Origin of the sequence: Turicibacter sp. (genome assembly GCF_017941855.1) — a bacterium.
Lineage (GTDB): Bacteria > Bacillota_I > Bacilli_A > MOL361 > Turicibacteraceae > Turicibacter > Turicibacter sanguinis.
In genome coordinates, this window is the sequence record NZ_JAGAVR010000042.1 from 1 (window position 1) to 15,603 (window position 15,603).

Genomic DNA, 15,603 nt, shown 5'->3' on the forward strand with positions numbered 1-15,603 from the left:
ATAAAAAAACTCCCTCACGCACACGAGGGAGTTTTTTATGATCTTAAAAATAGTCCTTTACTAAAACAGAAATAAGGACTAAATTAAAATTTTAGAATAGAAAAAGTTTTCTTCGCATAAAAAAATCCCTTAAAAGATAAATCAAGGGATTTTTTAAATTTTATTATTGATTCGCAACGACAACTTTACCGTCTTCAATACGATAAATAACATCACTATGCTGCGCGACACGGTCAGAGTGAGTGACAACAATGATACATTTATTAAATTGATGAGCTAAAACACGGAATAAGTCACAGATTTCTGCTTCTGTTTGAGAATCTAAGTTTCCAGTCGGTTCATCGGCAAAAATCAGATCAGCTCCGGTAACAAGCGCACGAGCAATTGCGACACGTTGTTGTTCTCCCCCAGAAAGTTGTTTAATAAATTTATGAGCTTTGATTTTTGAAATACCAAGTTTCTCTAAAAATCCTAAGGCTATTTCACGTTTATTTTTAGGCATTTCATTATCTGTAATTTTCATCGCCATTTCAACATTTTCAACAGCTGTTAAATAAGGAATCAAGTTGAAAGACTGGAATACGATTGCCATATGATTACGACGATATTTCACAAAACCAATTTCTTGAATCGGTTTTCCGTCTACAATCACTTGGCCTTGTTGGATATCGTCAAGTCCCGCTGCAATTGAGAGTAACGTTGATTTTCCAGATCCAGATGGACCTAAAATAGAATAAAACTGTCCACGTTCAAACGTACAATTGACATCTTCAAGGACAATACGGCGAATATCACCGTCAACATAAGCATGAGAAAGATTTCTTAACTCTAAGATAGACATTATAAGGCACCTCGCTTTATCGAATGGTTAAAATAGTTTTTGGATTATATCGCATGATGAAGATAATCGGAATAAAGGTACTAACAGCAACAACTAGAAGTCCATAGGCCATTAATTCAAGATAAACAATTGGATCGAGTTCAATATTAAAGCTTGTGACGAAGTCAGTATATTGTAATGTTGAGCTTTCGTTACTATACATTTGCTCAGGAACATAAATATTAAAATTATTTGATTGCGTCATCGCGCTTTCCATTTGGGTTTGTAATAGTTGTTGTCCGTAGTATTTAGCGATAAAATTACCAGAAACAATTGATAAGCTAAAGGCTACTAAGGCAATAATTAATAACTCGCTCATTAATTGACCAATGACTTTAAGTTTACTTTCACCAAGAGATAATAGAACCCCAATTTCATATTCACGGCTTTTTAACGTTAATGAAGTAATTAAACTTAAGATTAAAATTCCAGCTCCAAACACAATGTAAATAATTAAATTTGACGTTTGAGTCATGCTATCAATTGATTTAGCAATTGAATCATACGTTGAATTCCCAACTTTTAAAACATGATATTCAGAAGGTAATAAGCGTGTATTATCTTCGATAAAATCACGCACTTTTAGAGGATCTTTTAATAAATAACCGATGGTATTCGGTTGAACTTCACTATATTGCTCTAAATATTCGTCTGCTTCTTCTTGTGTCCAATACCCCTGGGCAATACTTTCTTGAATTGATTCCTTTTGTACTTCAAAACTTAACTCATAAGCGACATTATAAGGCACATAAATTTGAGTCGCCACACGTTCTGTCATCCATGTGTCATTTTGGTCGGCTGCACTTAAATTTCGATAAATTCCAACAATTTCAAAATCATTTTCAGTTGTACTTGGAAGTGCTGCTTCTTCAGCATCCCAAACCATTTTGAAATCGACAGGGAGCGTATCTCCAACAGATAAATTATTTGCTTTAGCAAGGTTTTCTTCAATAACTAGCACATAATTGCTATTAGCGACATCATCTTCATTAATTCCACGTCCATCTACAATTTCAATCGTTCCACTGGCTACTTTAAATTCACTAGAACTTGATCCTAACATTTCATAGTAATCTGGTTCTTGGAACGTTTCAGTATTTCCTTCTGAATCAGTACTTGTAATCCAATTTCCCCCGCCTTGGCTATTAGGATCTTTGTATGCCTTAATTGAACGAATTAAAGCAGTTGATTGTGTACTTAAATCAAAAGCTTCCACATCGTTTGAACGACCAATTTCAAGGGCAGTCTCGAGCGAAATGTTTGGCATGGGATCTGTTTCCGAGTCAACAAATCCAAGCTCTTGAGCACGCCAATATCTATCATAATCTTGAGTGTAATAAATGATAGGAGTCATTTGACTAAGTGTTGCATTGGTTGCCTTCTCAGTCCCTTTAAGAATAAAAATTCCTGTTACGATGAGATTGGAAATGACAAACATAACTAAAAAAATCATTAATGATTTCATCGGCTTACGAATATTTTGTTTCCAAGCACGAAATAAAAAATCCATGTATAGTTCTCCCCTTTATAATAAAAATAATGGATAAAATAATAAAACTTACCATTTCATCTGTTTTATATTTTATCATAAAGAGTAGCTAGAAACGTGTCTGAGTCATTAAATTAAGAAATTCTTAAGAATTAAAAAAGTAGCACCGAAGTGCTACTTTATCACTTATTTAATTGTAACAAATCGATTCAATGGAAACACCTCATTTAACATATCACTTAGTGTTTGAACAAAAGTTAACTGATACACGAGATTTATAACAAACTAGTGCTAAACCAGTACAACGGAAACACCTCATTTACGTTATAGTGTTAAATCATACACAACCACATCATTTATAATAAATCAGTGAATAAACGGTACAATGGAAACACCTCAATTACGCTCATTTAGCGTTTTATAGTACAGAAGCAAACACCACATTTATAACAAATTAGTGCTTAATCAGTACAACGGAAACACCTCATTTATGATGATTTAGTGTCTATTAGAATCAATTGTTAAAGTTGGCGGATTGGATTTCATGTTTTATCCCTCGCATTTTTGATAATAAAATCGTGATAACAACTTAAAACTTTGGCGGATTAGCTAACATAACATCATCCTCACATTCTACAAAAACTGCAAAACATTGAGTAACAGTAAGTGCATAATCAAGAATTTCTAATTAAAGAAAATTCAACTCCAAAAACGTTGGTGGATTAGATTCCATCCTTGATCCCTCACATTTCTTTAAGAGTTTGTGACACTGGATCTTTCGTGTTTTTCACGGTAATAATTTTATCAAAACTTTGGCGGATTTGCATTCATCTTGATCCCTCACGTTTAATTAGAATTTGACGTGATATTTAAATAAGTTGGCGGAATATCGTTCATGTTATGACCTCACAGTCTTGTTTGATAAAACGGACCTTGACGCTTTGACATGAAACAGTATACCTAGTTTAATTATTGTTGGTTTTGAGAAGCACCTAATTGTGATTGAGCTTGTTTCACTAAACGTTTAGTGATTTCACCACCAACAGATCCGTTTTGACGAGCTGTAGCATCAGCTCCTAAAGTAACACCTTGTTCACTAGCAATCTCATATTTCATTTGATCGATAGCAGCTTGTGCTGATGGGACAACTAATTTGTTTGATGAGTTGTTTGAATTGTTTGTCATGTTGTTCACCTCCTGACAATAAATATAATATCCATCCATCGACAAATTCATACGAATCTATCGATGGAAATTTATTCATATTTTTTAGAAGCTTAGTAGTAAAGAAAATAACGTTGGCCCAATCGTTATTTTTGTGAAGTTCCACTCATTTGTTGCTGTGCCATTGCAACTAAACGTTTCGTAATTTCACCACCGACTGAACCGTTAAGACGTGAAGATGTATCAGCACCTAATTCGACACCAAATTCGCGAGCAATCTCATATTTCATTTGATCAAGAGCAGCTTGAGCACCAGGAACCACTAATTTATTACGACTTGACATATTAATAACCTCCTGTAATGGTAATCTTGAATGATACTTCTGTTTCTTTTTCTTTAAAACTAAATTTAAATCCGGTTATTTTAAGTTTTGTTTAGCTTGGGCAATTAAACGTTTTGTAATCTCACCGCCAACAGCTCCATTTTCTTGAGCTGTTGCAGTACGTCCAAAGTTAACACCAAGTTCTTTAGCAATTTCGTATTTCATTTGATCCACGGCTTCTTGAGCACCAGGAACGATTAATTTATTACGAGTAGCCATAGGGGGCACCTCCCGATAGATATCAATTGTAACTTTAATGACAATTGAAGTTGAATAACAAAACCTTTAAATTAAATTCATAACTATTTTTGGTTAGTATAGCTTGATCCAAGTTGTGATTGAGCTTGTTTCACTAAACGTTTAGTGATTTCACCACCAACTGAACCGTTTTGACGAGCTGTAGCATCAGCCCCTAAAGTCACACCTAATTCACTAGCAATCTCAGCTTTCATGTTATCAATTGCAGCTTGAGCACCAGGAACCACTAATTTATTACGGTTTGCCATGATTGTCACCTCCTGACAATCATAATTTGTGCAGATTCGACAAAATAATACACTTAAATAAATATTTTTTTAAAAAAATCAGTTGTAAGATTCAAAAATAGTGTATAGTAAAGAAGACGAATTAAATAAACAATCAATATAATAGGTGATGAGATGTTAATTGAATCAAATAATAACCCTAAATTTAAAAAATGGGCGAAACTAAAACAAAAAAAATATCGATACCAATCTCTTGAGTACATTGTCGAAGGGGAACACTTAGTTTTAGAAGCTATTAAAATGAATGTCGTGAAAGAAGTCTTAGTTAAAGAAGGAACAACTCTTCATTTAAACGAAGATTATCATGCCGTTTCAAATATTTATCTTTTAAAAGAAAATTTATTCGACCAAATTGCTTCAACCGAAACACCCCAACCGATCATGGCTGTCTGTGAAATGAAAACAATGAACATTAAAAACCAACATCGTTTGCTATTACTTGATCGAGTGCAAGATCCAGGCAACTTAGGAACATTACTAAGAAGTGCGGTCGCATTTGGATTTGATGGAGTCATTCTTGGAGATGGATGCGTTGATTTATATAATGAGAAAGTGATTCGTTCAACGCAAGGTGCCATTTTTAAATTACCTATTTTGAATCAAAACTTAGAAGAAGCTGTGACATCATTAAAAGAACAAGGGGTTCGAATTTATGGAACGAGTCTTCAAAATGGTCGTCCTTTAAATGAAATAGAAGAAACGATGAAAATGGCTTTCATTCTTGGAAATGAAGGAAGTGGCGTTTCAAAAGAGTTATTAAGTTTGACAGATGGAAATATTTTTATTGAAATGAGTGAAAATATTGAATCTTTGAATGTTTCGATTGCTGGAAGTATTATAATGTATCGTTTTCGTCAATAATAAGGGTGAATGTTTCCCATACTAAATAGTGAACAACACAATTATTCATCATATACTTTACTCTCGATATAAATTGTGTTACAATATTTTCACATAGTATTGCGTGTAAGAGTGGGGCTTCCCACTCTTTTGTATTATGGTCAAAATGTTTGAAAGCGGTGAAATTCTAATGTCAAATATCGTTGCAAAAACAGAAGAATTAGTTAAACCAATTTGTGAAGCTAATAATGTTGAATTAGTTGATGTTGAGTATGTAAAAGAAGGTCAAAACTTCTTTTTGCGCGTGTATGTTGATACACCAGAAGGAATCGACATCGATCAATGTGCTGATGTAGCAGAAGCACTAAGCGAGAAACTAGATCAACATGATTATATTGAAGATGAGTACATGTTAGAGGTTTCATCACCAGGTGCTGAACGTCCTTTAAAAACAAAAGAAGCCGTTGCTGAATCAATTGGTGCGTATATTAATGTAAAGACGTATAAAGCAATTGATGGACAAAAAGAGTTTGAAGGACATCTAATAAAATTTGAAGAGGATATTTTAACTCTTGAAGTTTTAGTGAAAACACGTAAAAAGGTAGTTGAAATACCTTATGATAAAGCTGCGAAGGTTCGTCTTGCGATTAAATTTTAAGGAGGATAAAAAAGGATGAATACGAAAGAGTTTTTTGCTGCTCTAGAATTACTTGAAAAAGAAAAAGGTATTTCTAAGGATATTATTATTGAGGCATTTGAGCATGCATTAATCAGTGCTTATAAAAAGAATTTTAATCAAGCGACAAATGTTAAAGTTGAGATTAACGAAGTCACTGGAACAGTGAAATTATATCAACAAAAAACAGTGGTTGAAGAAGTGACAAGACCACAAGAACAAATTAGCTTAGATGAAGCAATGCGATTAAATCCACACTATCAAGAAGGGGATATCATCAACTTCGAAGTAACTCCTAAAGATTTTGGACGTATCGCGACTCAAACAGCTAAACAAGTCGTGAAACAACGTATTCGTCAAGCAGAACGTGATAACTTATTCCAAGAGTTCAAAGATCGTGAAGGTGAAATTGTAACTGGAATTGTTGTAAAAGATGATGGGAAACATGTTTTTGTAGACTTAGGAAAAATTGAGGCATTACTTCCAATACGTGAAATTATGAATCCAGATGAAATCAAACCAAATTCTCGTATTAAAGTGTACATTAGTAAAATTGAGTCAAAAAATAAAGGACCTGTGGTATATGTATCACGTAAAGATCCAAACTTAATTAAACGCTTATTTGAATTAGAAGTCCCAGAAATCTATGATGGAACAGTTGAAATTATGTCTGTTGCACGTGATGCTGGAGATCGTACAAAAATCTGTGTGGCTTCAGAAGATGAAAATGTCGATCCAGTAGGAGCATGTGTAGGTCCATCAGGACAACGTGTTCAAAACATTGTAGACGAGTTAAACGGTGAGAAAATTGATATCATTCAATTCTCTAAAGATCCAGCTGTATTAGTGGCAAATGCTTTAAGTCCAGCTCAAGTGTCAAAAGTTGTCGTGGATGAAGCAAAAAAAGCAACAGTTGTCCTTGTTCCAGATAACCAATTATCATTAGCAATTGGTAAGCGTGGACAAAATGCTCGTTTAGCTGCTCAATTAACAGGATGGAAAATTGATATCAAACCTGAATCAGAAGCAGATAATTTAGGTATTGAATTATAATTCTAAATCGCGCAAGGAGGTCGCTCAATGAAACAAAAGAAAATCCCTATGCGTAAGTGTGTCATTACAGGTGAACAACAACCGAAAAAAGATTTAATTCGTGTGGTTCGTGGAACCGATGGCGAAGTGTCAGTTGATCCAACTGGAAAGAAAAATGGACGTGGTGTTTATCTTCATTTAACACCTGAAGTTGTCGCTTTAGCTAAAAAGAAAAATGTTTTAAGTCGTCATTTAGAAGTTGAAGTCCCAGAGACTATCTATGAAGAATTAGAGCAATTAGCAGGGAAGCAAATGAAATAGGTGATGTGAATGAATCAACAGTGGTTAAGTTTTCTTGGCTTAGCATTAAGTGCAGGAGCGGTTATCACAGGTGAACAAATGGTAGTGCAGGCAATTCAAGCTAAAAAAGTGCATTTAGTTATCTTAGCTGAAGATACGTCAGCTAATACGTTTAAAAAAGTAACGGATAAATGTCGCTTTTATAATGTTGAATGTGTGCAAAAAGCCGACAGCTTAGAATTAGGTCATGCCTTAGGAAAGGAATTCCGAAAAGTTGTCGGAATTACCAATCCCAACTTTGCAAAAGCATTAAGTAAGAAAATGAATGCATAAGAGAGAGGTGACATAATGAGGGTTCACGAATATGCAAAACAATTTAATGTTTCAAGTAAAGAGGTGTTGCAAGTTTTAGAAGAAAACAACATCTCAGTAAAAAGTCATATGTCAGTGTTAGGAGACGATGTTATATTGATGCTAGATAAAAATTTTAAAAACGAACAAGGTTCAAAAATCGAAGATGTAAACAACACAGAAAAAGAAACAACAAATGAGACAGACGATTTATTTAAATACGATGATTATTTAGAAGTTAACCGTCCAAAAATCACTAAAAAGAAAAAAGGTTCAAATCAAAAGAAAATTAAAAATGAAAAAAGCGATCGTATCGCAAACGTTCCAGTTAAAGAAGATGCTGAAGCAAACATTGTTTACTATAGTGAAGATTTAACAGTAGGTGAATTAGCAGAACGTCTTGGAAAATCAACTGGAGAAATCGTAAAACAATTATTAATGCTTGGAATGATGGCAACAGTTAACCAAACATTAGATCGTGAAACAGTTGAATTAGTAGCTGAAGAAGCTGGATTCGAAGTTAAAGATAAAATCTTTACAGATGTGATTGAATTTGAAAAAATCGTTTTAGAAGATTCAGAAGAAGATTTAGAAAAACGTCCACCAGTTGTGACAATCATGGGACACGTTGACCACGGTAAAACAACTTTATTAGATGCGATTCGTAACTCGCGTGTTGTAACTGGAGAAGCTGGAGGAATCACACAACATATCGGTGCATACCAAGTAAATCATAATGGAAATGTGATTACATTCTTAGATACACCAGGACATGCTGCCTTCACTTCAATGCGTGCTCGTGGAGCACAAGTTACAGATATCTGTGTTCTTGTTGTCGCAGCAGATGATGGGGTGATGCCTCAAACAAAAGAAGCAATCGATCATGCAAAAGCAGCTGGAGTTCCAATTATCGTTGCGGTTAATAAAATGGATAAACCAACAGCGAACCCAGATCGCGTAATGCAAGAATTAACAAACTTCAACTTACTTGCTGAGGAGTGGGGAGGAGATACCATCTTCGTTCGTCTTTCAGCATTACAAGGTGAAGGAATTGATGAATTACTTGAAATGATTAACTTAGTATCTGAAATGGCTGAGTTAAAAGCGAATCCAAAACGTTTAGCGACAGGTACTGTAATCGAAGCGAAACTTGATAAAGGTCGTGGACCAGTTGCAACATTATTAGTTGAAAATGGAACATTACGTATTGGAGATTCAATCGTTGTAGGTAACACTCATGGACGTGTTCGTGCGATGGTAGATGATTTAAATAAACGTATTGAAGCAGCGGGACCATCAACTCCAGTTGAAATTACCGGATTAAATGATGTGCCACAAGCTGGAGATCGCTTCATGGTATTCCCAAGTGAAAAAGAAGCCCGCCAAATTGCAGAACAACGTACAGCTAATGCTCGTGAACTTGGAAACAAAGCTGGTAAGGCTGTTTCATTAGATGATTTATTCTCTCAAATTCAAGAGGGTGAGTTAAAAGAATTAAACTTAATCATCAAAGGTGACGTTCAAGGTTCAGTTGAAGCATTAAGCGGTTCATTACAAAAAATTGATGTAGAAGGTGCAAAAATTAACATTATTCGTGCATCAGTTGGAACAATTACTGAAACAGATGTAACATTAGCATCAGCTTCAGGAGCAATCATTATTGGATTTAACGTTCGTCCATCAGCAGCAACTCGCCAACAAGCGGCAGCTGAAGGAGTAGATATTCGCTTACATTCAATTATTTATAAAGTAATTGATGAAATCGAAGCAGCAATGAAAGGTCTTTTAGATCCAGTATTCGAAGAAAAAGTAACAGGACAGTTAGAAGTTCGTCAAACATTCAAAGTTTCAAAAGTTGGAACAATTGCAGGATGTTATGTAACGGATGGATCGGTATCTCGTAACGCAAGCGTACGTGTTATCCGTGATGGAATTGTTGTTTTTGAAGGTGAATTAGGATCATTAAAACGTTTCAAAGATGAAGTTAAAGAAGTTAACTACGGTTACGAGTGTGGAATTACAATCGACCGTTTCAATGATATCAAAGAAGGAGATATCATCGAAGCTTACGTTATGGAAGAAGTAAAACGCGCTTAGTCATTGTATTTTAGATAAAAAGGGTGATTTGGATGTCACGCATTAGAGTGCAGAAAATTTCAAAACAAATCGAACGTGATGTAACTGATATCATCATGAACGAGATTAAAGATACAAAAATAGGATTTGTAACAGTTACAGGAGCAGAAGTGACTAATGACTTATCATTCTGTAAAATTTACTATTCAGTCCTTGGTGGAGAAAATCGTCGTGAAGCTGCGACTAAAGCATTAATTCGCTCAAAAGGATTTATCCGCTCAGAATTAAGTAAACGATTATCAATCCGTAAAGTGCCTGAATTGATTTTTGAAATTGATGAATCAATTGAATATGGTAATAAAATTGACACGATGTTAAATGAGTTACGTCGTCAAGGTAAAATGTAGTCATGAAAAGGTGCCTTCTTTTAGAAGGCACCTTTTTTATAGTTTAAAACTTAAGATTCCCTTGTTTTCGACATCGAAAAAATGATAAAATAACATGATAACTGACAAAATAGGTGAGAAAAAATGGCGAAAAAAATAATTATGGGGATTTGTATTAGTATCATTTTAGCAGGATTTAGTTGGTTCTTTATAAATGGAGAATTTGATTCATCTGCTATCACGGTATCATCATATGATATAGTAGTCGGAACAGAAGCTGGAGATGTCATTCAGCAAGGTGATACCATTATTAACTTAGCAAGACTAGAAGAATTTTATAAAAATATACGACGAGAAATCGATGATGAAATGACGATTGCGATTGTCCATTCTCAACATAACATTGATTTATACGAATTAATCTTTGAGAACAATCAATTGAAGCTTTATTATGATATTGCTCAAGATGAACAAGGACGAAAGGAATATAAAATTAAAATCTATCAATCCATTAAAAAGATTTTAAAAGGAAATCAAGTGATTTATAAATTAGTAAATGAAAATGAAGAACGTCCGTTTTTAGCTTATAATTTGAAATAATCATTAACATATTCGGAGATATAAGTCCAACTAAGTTTTTCAAACTTAGACAATGTTTAGTTTATGCCCCTATTGGTTGAGGATAGCACCTCGTAGGCAGGTATCCCCTATACAATGTCACCCCACCAAAGATGGAAATAAATCGTGTGGTGGGACCCTATTACCAAAAAGATTTAGCAACTAAGACTCTTAATTTATTTATGAATTATATCTCTATTTCAAGATAGACTAATCCTAGAATCTTTGTTAGTATAAAAACTATCGAAATCCTAGGATTTTTTAGTAGAATTAAAAGGTGGGACCTGAATGAATCAATTAATTAAAGATAAGTTAGCCATCCTTCCGATGAATCCTGGTTGTTATTTGATGAAAGACGCCAAAGGACAAGTCATCTATGTTGGAAAAGCGAAACGTTTAAAAAATCGCGTTAAATCTTATTTTATTGGAACTCATAATGGGAAGACAGCACGATTAGTTCGTGAAATTGTCGATTTTGAATACATTATTACCTCTAGTGAACTCGAAGCCCTAGTTCTTGAAATCAATCTGATTAAAAAATATGATCCAAAGTACAATATCATGTTGACGGACGATAAACATTATCCGTATATTAAAATTACAAACGAGGTCCATCCTCGCCTAGTGACAACCCGTAAAATTAAAAAAGATGGAGGTAAATACTTTGGTCCATATCCCAATGCTCGTGCCGCGAATGAAACCATTCGGTTATTAAATAAATTATATCCGTTACGAAAATGCCATACGATTCCTCAAAAGGTTTGTTTATATTATCATATTCATCAATGTTTAGCACCTTGTGAATTTAAGATAACACCAGAAGACTACAAACCGTATATTGAACAAATTACACGTTTTTTAAAAGGTGATTATTCCGATGTTAAAAAAGATTTAGTGAGTCGAATGGAAGAAGCAGCTGAAAAGTTAGAATTTGAGCGAGCGAAAGAATACCGAGATTTAATCGCGAACATTGAAGCGACCGTTGAGAAACAAAAAATGACGATGAATGATTTTATTGATCGAGATGTGTTTGGATATTATACGATGAATGGATTAATTTGTGTCCAAGTTTTCTTCATTCGTCAAGGAAAGGTCATTGAACGTGAAGTGTCTATTTTTGATGGCATTGAAGATACAGAGGAAGCTGTTTTAACGTTTATCGGTCGCTTTTATCAAGGCAATAATTTAAAACCGAAAGAAATTTTTATTCCAGCAACACTCAATCAAGAGTTATTAAGTCAATTATTAGATATCAAAGTCATTGTTCCAAAAATTGGTGATAAAAAAGAATTAGTTGAACTAGCCATGAAAAATGCTGAAATGGCATTAAGTGAAAAACTCCAATTAATTGAAAAACAAGAAGAGAGAACCTTAAAAGCAGTTGAACGGTTAGGAGAAGTGTTAAATATTCCAACACCACATCGAATTGAAGCATTCGATAACTCCCATCATCAGGGGATGGATGCCGTCTCAGCGATGGTTGTGTTTACAGATGGACGCCCGGATAAAAAACAATACCGAAAATATAAAATTCAAACAACATCGGATGGAGATGACTATCAAGCAATGCGAGAAGTCATTTATCGCCGTTATTTTAAAGTATTAAATGAAGATTTGCCAGCCCCAGATTTAATTGTTATTGATGGTGGAAAGGGACAAGTGGCTATTGCACAAGAGGTTCTCTCTTCCTTAAATATGACCATCCCCGTCGTTGGACTGGTTAAAGATGAGAAACATAGAACATCATTCTTACTAGATGGGCGTGATATGGAAGAAATAAAACTTCCGACACGTTCAAATGTCTTCCAACTTTTAACGCGTATTCAAGATGAAGTCCATCGCTTTGTCATTGGATTTCATCATCAGTCGGCTCAAAAGCGAACGCTAACGTCTATTTTAGATGAAATTCCAGGTGTTGGGCCGAAACGTAAACGATTATTAATTCAAAATTTTGGAACACTTGAACGAATGGTCGAAGCAGATGAACAAGAGTATTTAAAACTTGGCTTTCCTGCTGAAGTCATCCGTAGAATTAAGACGTTTATCGCCGAAGAAATACAGAAAAAATAGTCACTTGGACCACTCAATTTATATCACTATTCCCCTACAAAAACATAAGATATACTAGATACAGGCTCACTTAAGAGCCGTATCGCTCGAGGATAATGACTACCTCAAAAGAATGGGGGTAGAAAGGTTGAACAAAGGTCAGTCAATTTTAACTAAACGTGAACAAGAAATTTTCAATTTACTTGTTAGAAATATGACAACAAGTGAAATTGCTGAAGAATTGAAAATCAGTGAAAAAACAGTTAGAAATCATATCTCAAATGTTATTCTAAAATTAAATGTCAAAGGACGCTCACAGGCCATTATTGAGCTTTTGAAATTGGGTGTCATTGAGTTATAAAAAATCACCACCAGCTACTGGTGGTGATTTTCATTACCACTAAAATAGATGGATTATCATTCACTTCCTTTAAAAAGGTTTGAACGCGAGTAGATTAAAGCCAAAAAGTGTATTATAATAAAAGGGAATAGAGAAATCACGCTAAGTGATAACAATATCATATTTTTCTAAGATGATGAATTTGTTTGATGGAAGTGGTAATCATGCTCGGACATACCGGAGTTATTTTAAAAATAAATATGAATGACTATAAAATATGGATTAATGAAACGTGTTTTTCTTATGAAAATAAATTACATGTGACCAACTCAATGATTGGACAAACCGTTCAGTATAGCTTAAACCAAACGGGAATGATTAATCATCTTGAATTAGTCGTTCAAAAAACCAAAGAGTTAAAAGGAAAAATTCAGTCGATGAATTTATCAATTCCTCGAATTTCTTTGCACACCGATGGACAACTTTTACATTTTTACGTGCCACATCGATACTTAGAACTGGTGAAACGTCACTTTAAACCAGGGGATTTTATGCATTTTTCTTATAATCCAACCGAATTTAAACTGGGAAAAGCATCTTATTTTGTGATTACAGGAATCAAAAGTGATCCACGTAAAAAGATGGCGAATCCTCAACAAGTCAAAAATGAATTGAGACAGACCATTAATTTATTAATGGACTCCCCTTTTTATGCCTTTTTAGATTTAGAATTTTCAATGAGTGGACCTGAATATCGTGGAACTAAATTCATACCGGAAATTATTCAATTTGGATTAATCATAGCCGATGCCGAGGGAAATCTCGTGGAAAAATTCTCAGCGTATGTAAAACCAACAATCTTCCCACAAATTTCAGGTAAAACACAAGAATTTTTAAAAATTACAGATGCATCTGTCGCATATGGCATTACTTATTTAGAGTTTTATGGTTACATTAAAGAAGTCATTGCACGATATAACCCATTATTTATTGTATGGGGTGTTTCTGATGGATTTATTTTGGAAAACTCATATGTGATTAATGGAGTAAAACCTTTATTTGAGACCAATCAATTAATCGACCTACAACGCATTCATCGACAATATTACCAAATCGGGCAAGATATTGGGCTATATAATGCCATTCGAAGTTATGAAATTTTAACTGGGACGCAAATTCATGATGCGATTGTCGATGCTTTAGTTTTACATAATATTTTTTATAAGTTTAAATCGATTATTTTGGCGAATGAGCAGTATCCATTTAAGGAAAACTATCAAAATATCATGAATAATCGCTTAGGTTAGTTCAAAAAAGATAACTTTTTATCAAAACAAATGAGGAAATGACAAGTATTCACGACTCATTGGTTTGATGGATAGAATGGTTATCTTTTTTTTTATACCCTCATATAGTTAGATATAAATTCAAGCGAGGTGAAAGCAATGAAAACGAATTGGTTGAAAAAATTGACACTACCAGTCTTAGCCATGGCATTCGTCTATTACTTAACAAAAAGTGGAGAAGACCCAGCGACCAAAAACTTAGTTCAAAACATTACGAATCAACAAAGTACATTACAAACAAGTGAAATCAGTGAAGACTGTTACGAAGTTTACGCTCTTCATGATTCAGGGTACATGGTTAAAACATATGTTGAAAAAGGGGAAGAAACAGATCAAGTTCAAGCGGTATTCGATTTATTAACCATTAAATCAAATCAATTACCACTTAAAACGACATCTTTGATTTCACCGATGACTGTGCTAAATGACTATACCCTAAACGATGGAACCTTAACGTTAGATTTATCAAAAGAATTCCTTAACTATGATGCTAGTCAAGAGCAACAAGTTGTTGAATCTTTAGTCTGGAGCTTTACTAGCCTTGAAGGTGTAGATCGTGTTAAATTTGAAATTGATGGACAACCCGTTTCCAATCTAAATGGAACCCTAGCTGTTGAACGTGGTCTGACTCGCCAAATGGGAATAAACCTAGAAATGGATACGAATAATTTAGATAACACACAACTAGTGACGCTATATTTCATGACAGACGACACTCAAAACGGATTACTTGTTCCAGTCACACGATTAATCCCTAGTAGCGTAGATCCAGTGAATTATGCCATCGACTCATTAATCCAGGGATCAGTGGGGGGTGAGTATATCAGCGTCTTTGATAACCAAACGACATTAATGACAGAACCAGTGATTGAAAATGGAGTCATTACGCTTAACTTTAGTTCAGATTTATACTATGACAATAACCAAACCGTTGTTTCTTCTTTAATGCATGAACAGTTAGTCATGACCTTAACAGAATTCGATGGAATTGAAGCTGTCTCAGTTTTAATCGATGGAAACTCAAAAATTGTTGATGATACTTTACGTTCAGTTGCTATTCCAACAAGTCGTAATATTTTTGAACCTGTAAATGACGCCATATCAAAATAGAATATGTTATAATGAATA

The 15,603-nt window shown here is 34.3% G+C and carries 18 protein-coding genes; 12 read left to right on the plus strand and 6 right to left on the minus strand.

The window, feature by feature from the left end; translation table 11 throughout:
• Positions 1-163: 163 nt before the first annotated feature.
• From J6D32_RS06250 to J6D32_RS06275, 6 genes are all read right to left on the minus strand, one after another.
• Positions 164-841 carry an ABC transporter ATP-binding protein gene (locus J6D32_RS06250; RefSeq protein ID WP_006783245.1) on the minus strand — a complete coding sequence of 226 codons (678 nt, stop codon included), beginning with the start codon at positions 839-841 and terminating at the stop codon, positions 164-166.
• A 16-nt stretch (positions 842-857) separates the two neighbouring features.
• Positions 858-2,390: an ABC transporter permease gene (locus tag J6D32_RS06255; RefSeq protein WP_006783244.1), complete on the minus strand. Its 1,533-nt coding sequence runs from the start codon at positions 2,388-2,390 to the stop codon at positions 858-860.
• Positions 2,391-3,338: 948 nt separating this feature from the next.
• Positions 3,339-3,554, minus strand: coding sequence for an alpha/beta-type small acid-soluble spore protein (locus J6D32_RS06260; RefSeq protein WP_006783243.1), 216 nt, complete (start codon positions 3,552-3,554; stop codon positions 3,339-3,341).
• Between the two features lie 125 nt (positions 3,555-3,679).
• Complete coding sequence (locus J6D32_RS06265) at positions 3,680-3,877, minus strand: alpha/beta-type small acid-soluble spore protein (protein ID WP_006783242.1); 198 nt, start codon at positions 3,875-3,877, stop codon at positions 3,680-3,682.
• 75 nt (positions 3,878-3,952) lie between these two features.
• On the minus strand, positions 3,953-4,135 hold the full coding sequence (locus tag J6D32_RS06270; RefSeq protein ID WP_006783241.1) for an alpha/beta-type small acid-soluble spore protein: 183 nt from the start codon (positions 4,133-4,135) through the stop codon (positions 3,953-3,955).
• Positions 4,136-4,218: 83 nt separating this feature from the next.
• Positions 4,219-4,422, minus strand: coding sequence for an alpha/beta-type small acid-soluble spore protein (locus J6D32_RS06275; RefSeq protein ID WP_006783240.1), 204 nt, complete (start codon positions 4,420-4,422; stop codon positions 4,219-4,221).
• Positions 4,423-4,575: 153 nt separating this feature from the next.
• Here J6D32_RS06275 and J6D32_RS06280 point away from each other — a divergent pair, with 153 nt between their 5' ends.
• The 12 genes from J6D32_RS06280 to J6D32_RS06335 all read left to right on the plus strand — a co-directional run bounded on the left by J6D32_RS06280 (position 4,576) and on the right by J6D32_RS06335 (position 15,585).
• A complete protein-coding gene (locus J6D32_RS06280; protein WP_006783239.1) occupies positions 4,576-5,322 on the plus strand; it encodes a TrmH family RNA methyltransferase in 747 nt (248 codons plus the stop codon).
• A 169-nt stretch (positions 5,323-5,491) separates the two neighbouring features.
• A complete protein-coding gene (gene rimP, locus J6D32_RS06285; protein WP_006783238.1) occupies positions 5,492-5,959 on the plus strand; it encodes a ribosome maturation factor RimP in 468 nt (155 codons plus the stop codon).
• Positions 5,960-5,974: 15 nt separating this feature from the next.
• Positions 5,975-7,030, plus strand: a complete 1,056-nt coding sequence (gene nusA / locus J6D32_RS06290) for a transcription termination factor NusA (RefSeq protein WP_006783237.1) — start codon at positions 5,975-5,977, stop codon at positions 7,028-7,030.
• A 27-nt stretch (positions 7,031-7,057) separates the two neighbouring features.
• Positions 7,058-7,330 carry an RNase P modulator RnpM gene (rnpM, locus tag J6D32_RS06295; RefSeq protein WP_006783236.1) on the plus strand — a complete coding sequence of 91 codons (273 nt, stop codon included), beginning with the start codon at positions 7,058-7,060 and terminating at the stop codon, positions 7,328-7,330.
• Between the two features lie 9 nt (positions 7,331-7,339).
• Positions 7,340-7,642 carry a L7Ae/L30e/S12e/Gadd45 family ribosomal protein gene (locus tag J6D32_RS06300; RefSeq protein ID WP_006783235.1) on the plus strand — a complete coding sequence of 101 codons (303 nt, stop codon included), beginning with the start codon at positions 7,340-7,342 and terminating at the stop codon, positions 7,640-7,642.
• A gap of 15 nt (positions 7,643-7,657) precedes the next feature.
• Complete coding sequence (gene infB, locus J6D32_RS06305; RefSeq protein WP_006783234.1) at positions 7,658-9,757, plus strand: translation initiation factor IF-2; 2,100 nt, start codon at positions 7,658-7,660, stop codon at positions 9,755-9,757.
• Between the two features lie 32 nt (positions 9,758-9,789).
• Positions 9,790-10,143 carry a 30S ribosome-binding factor RbfA gene (rbfA, locus tag J6D32_RS06310; RefSeq protein ID WP_006783233.1) on the plus strand — a complete coding sequence of 118 codons (354 nt, stop codon included), beginning with the start codon at positions 9,790-9,792 and terminating at the stop codon, positions 10,141-10,143.
• A 123-nt stretch (positions 10,144-10,266) separates the two neighbouring features.
• Positions 10,267-10,722, plus strand: coding sequence for a DUF4362 domain-containing protein (locus tag J6D32_RS06315; RefSeq protein WP_009606220.1), 456 nt, complete (start codon positions 10,267-10,269; stop codon positions 10,720-10,722).
• Positions 10,723-11,028: 306 nt separating this feature from the next.
• Entirely contained in the window at positions 11,029-12,810 is a 1,782-nt protein-coding gene (gene uvrC / locus J6D32_RS06320) for an excinuclease ABC subunit UvrC (RefSeq protein WP_006783231.1), read from the plus strand.
• A 127-nt stretch (positions 12,811-12,937) separates the two neighbouring features.
• The gene (locus tag J6D32_RS06325; RefSeq protein ID WP_006783230.1) at positions 12,938-13,150 is read left to right on the plus strand and encodes a helix-turn-helix domain-containing protein; all 213 of its coding nucleotides are present in this window, start codon (positions 12,938-12,940) and stop codon (positions 13,148-13,150) included.
• 188 nt (positions 13,151-13,338) lie between these two features.
• Positions 13,339-14,436: a 3'-5' exonuclease gene (locus J6D32_RS06330; RefSeq protein WP_006783229.1), complete on the plus strand. Its 1,098-nt coding sequence runs from the start codon at positions 13,339-13,341 to the stop codon at positions 14,434-14,436.
• Between the two features lie 138 nt (positions 14,437-14,574).
• Positions 14,575-15,585, plus strand: coding sequence for a GerMN domain-containing protein (locus J6D32_RS06335; protein WP_006783228.1), 1,011 nt, complete (start codon positions 14,575-14,577; stop codon positions 15,583-15,585).
• Positions 15,586-15,603: the final 18 nt, after the last annotated feature.

Coding starts and splice junctions, on each gene's coding strand:
- J6D32_RS06250 (WP_006783245.1), bottom strand. CDS start 841: ATGTCTATCTTAGAGTTAAGAAATCTTTCTCATGCTTATGTTGACGGT.
- J6D32_RS06255 (WP_006783244.1), bottom strand. CDS start 2,390: ATGGATTTTTTATTTCGTGCTTGGAAACAAAATATTCGTAAGCCGATG.
- J6D32_RS06260 (WP_006783243.1), bottom strand. CDS start 3,554: ATGACAAACAATTCAAACAACTCATCAAACAAATTAGTTGTCCCATCA.
- J6D32_RS06265 (WP_006783242.1), bottom strand. CDS start 3,877: ATGTCAAGTCGTAATAAATTAGTGGTTCCTGGTGCTCAAGCTGCTCTT.
- J6D32_RS06270 (WP_006783241.1), bottom strand. CDS start 4,135: ATGGCTACTCGTAATAAATTAATCGTTCCTGGTGCTCAAGAAGCCGTG.
- J6D32_RS06275 (WP_006783240.1), bottom strand. CDS start 4,422: ATGGCAAACCGTAATAAATTAGTGGTTCCTGGTGCTCAAGCTGCAATT.
- J6D32_RS06280 (WP_006783239.1), top strand. CDS start 4,576: ATGTTAATTGAATCAAATAATAACCCTAAATTTAAAAAATGGGCGAAA.
- rimP (WP_006783238.1), top strand. CDS start 5,492: ATGTCAAATATCGTTGCAAAAACAGAAGAATTAGTTAAACCAATTTGT.
- nusA (WP_006783237.1), top strand. CDS start 5,975: ATGAATACGAAAGAGTTTTTTGCTGCTCTAGAATTACTTGAAAAAGAA.
- rnpM (WP_006783236.1), top strand. CDS start 7,058: ATGAAACAAAAGAAAATCCCTATGCGTAAGTGTGTCATTACAGGTGAA.
- J6D32_RS06300 (WP_006783235.1), top strand. CDS start 7,340: ATGAATCAACAGTGGTTAAGTTTTCTTGGCTTAGCATTAAGTGCAGGA.
- infB (WP_006783234.1), top strand. CDS start 7,658: ATGAGGGTTCACGAATATGCAAAACAATTTAATGTTTCAAGTAAAGAG.
- rbfA (WP_006783233.1), top strand. CDS start 9,790: ATGTCACGCATTAGAGTGCAGAAAATTTCAAAACAAATCGAACGTGAT.
- J6D32_RS06315 (WP_009606220.1), top strand. CDS start 10,267: ATGGCGAAAAAAATAATTATGGGGATTTGTATTAGTATCATTTTAGCA.
- uvrC (WP_006783231.1), top strand. CDS start 11,029: ATGAATCAATTAATTAAAGATAAGTTAGCCATCCTTCCGATGAATCCT.
- J6D32_RS06330 (WP_006783229.1), top strand. CDS start 13,339: ATGGAAGTGGTAATCATGCTCGGACATACCGGAGTTATTTTAAAAATA.
- J6D32_RS06335 (WP_006783228.1), top strand. CDS start 14,575: ATGAAAACGAATTGGTTGAAAAAATTGACACTACCAGTCTTAGCCATG.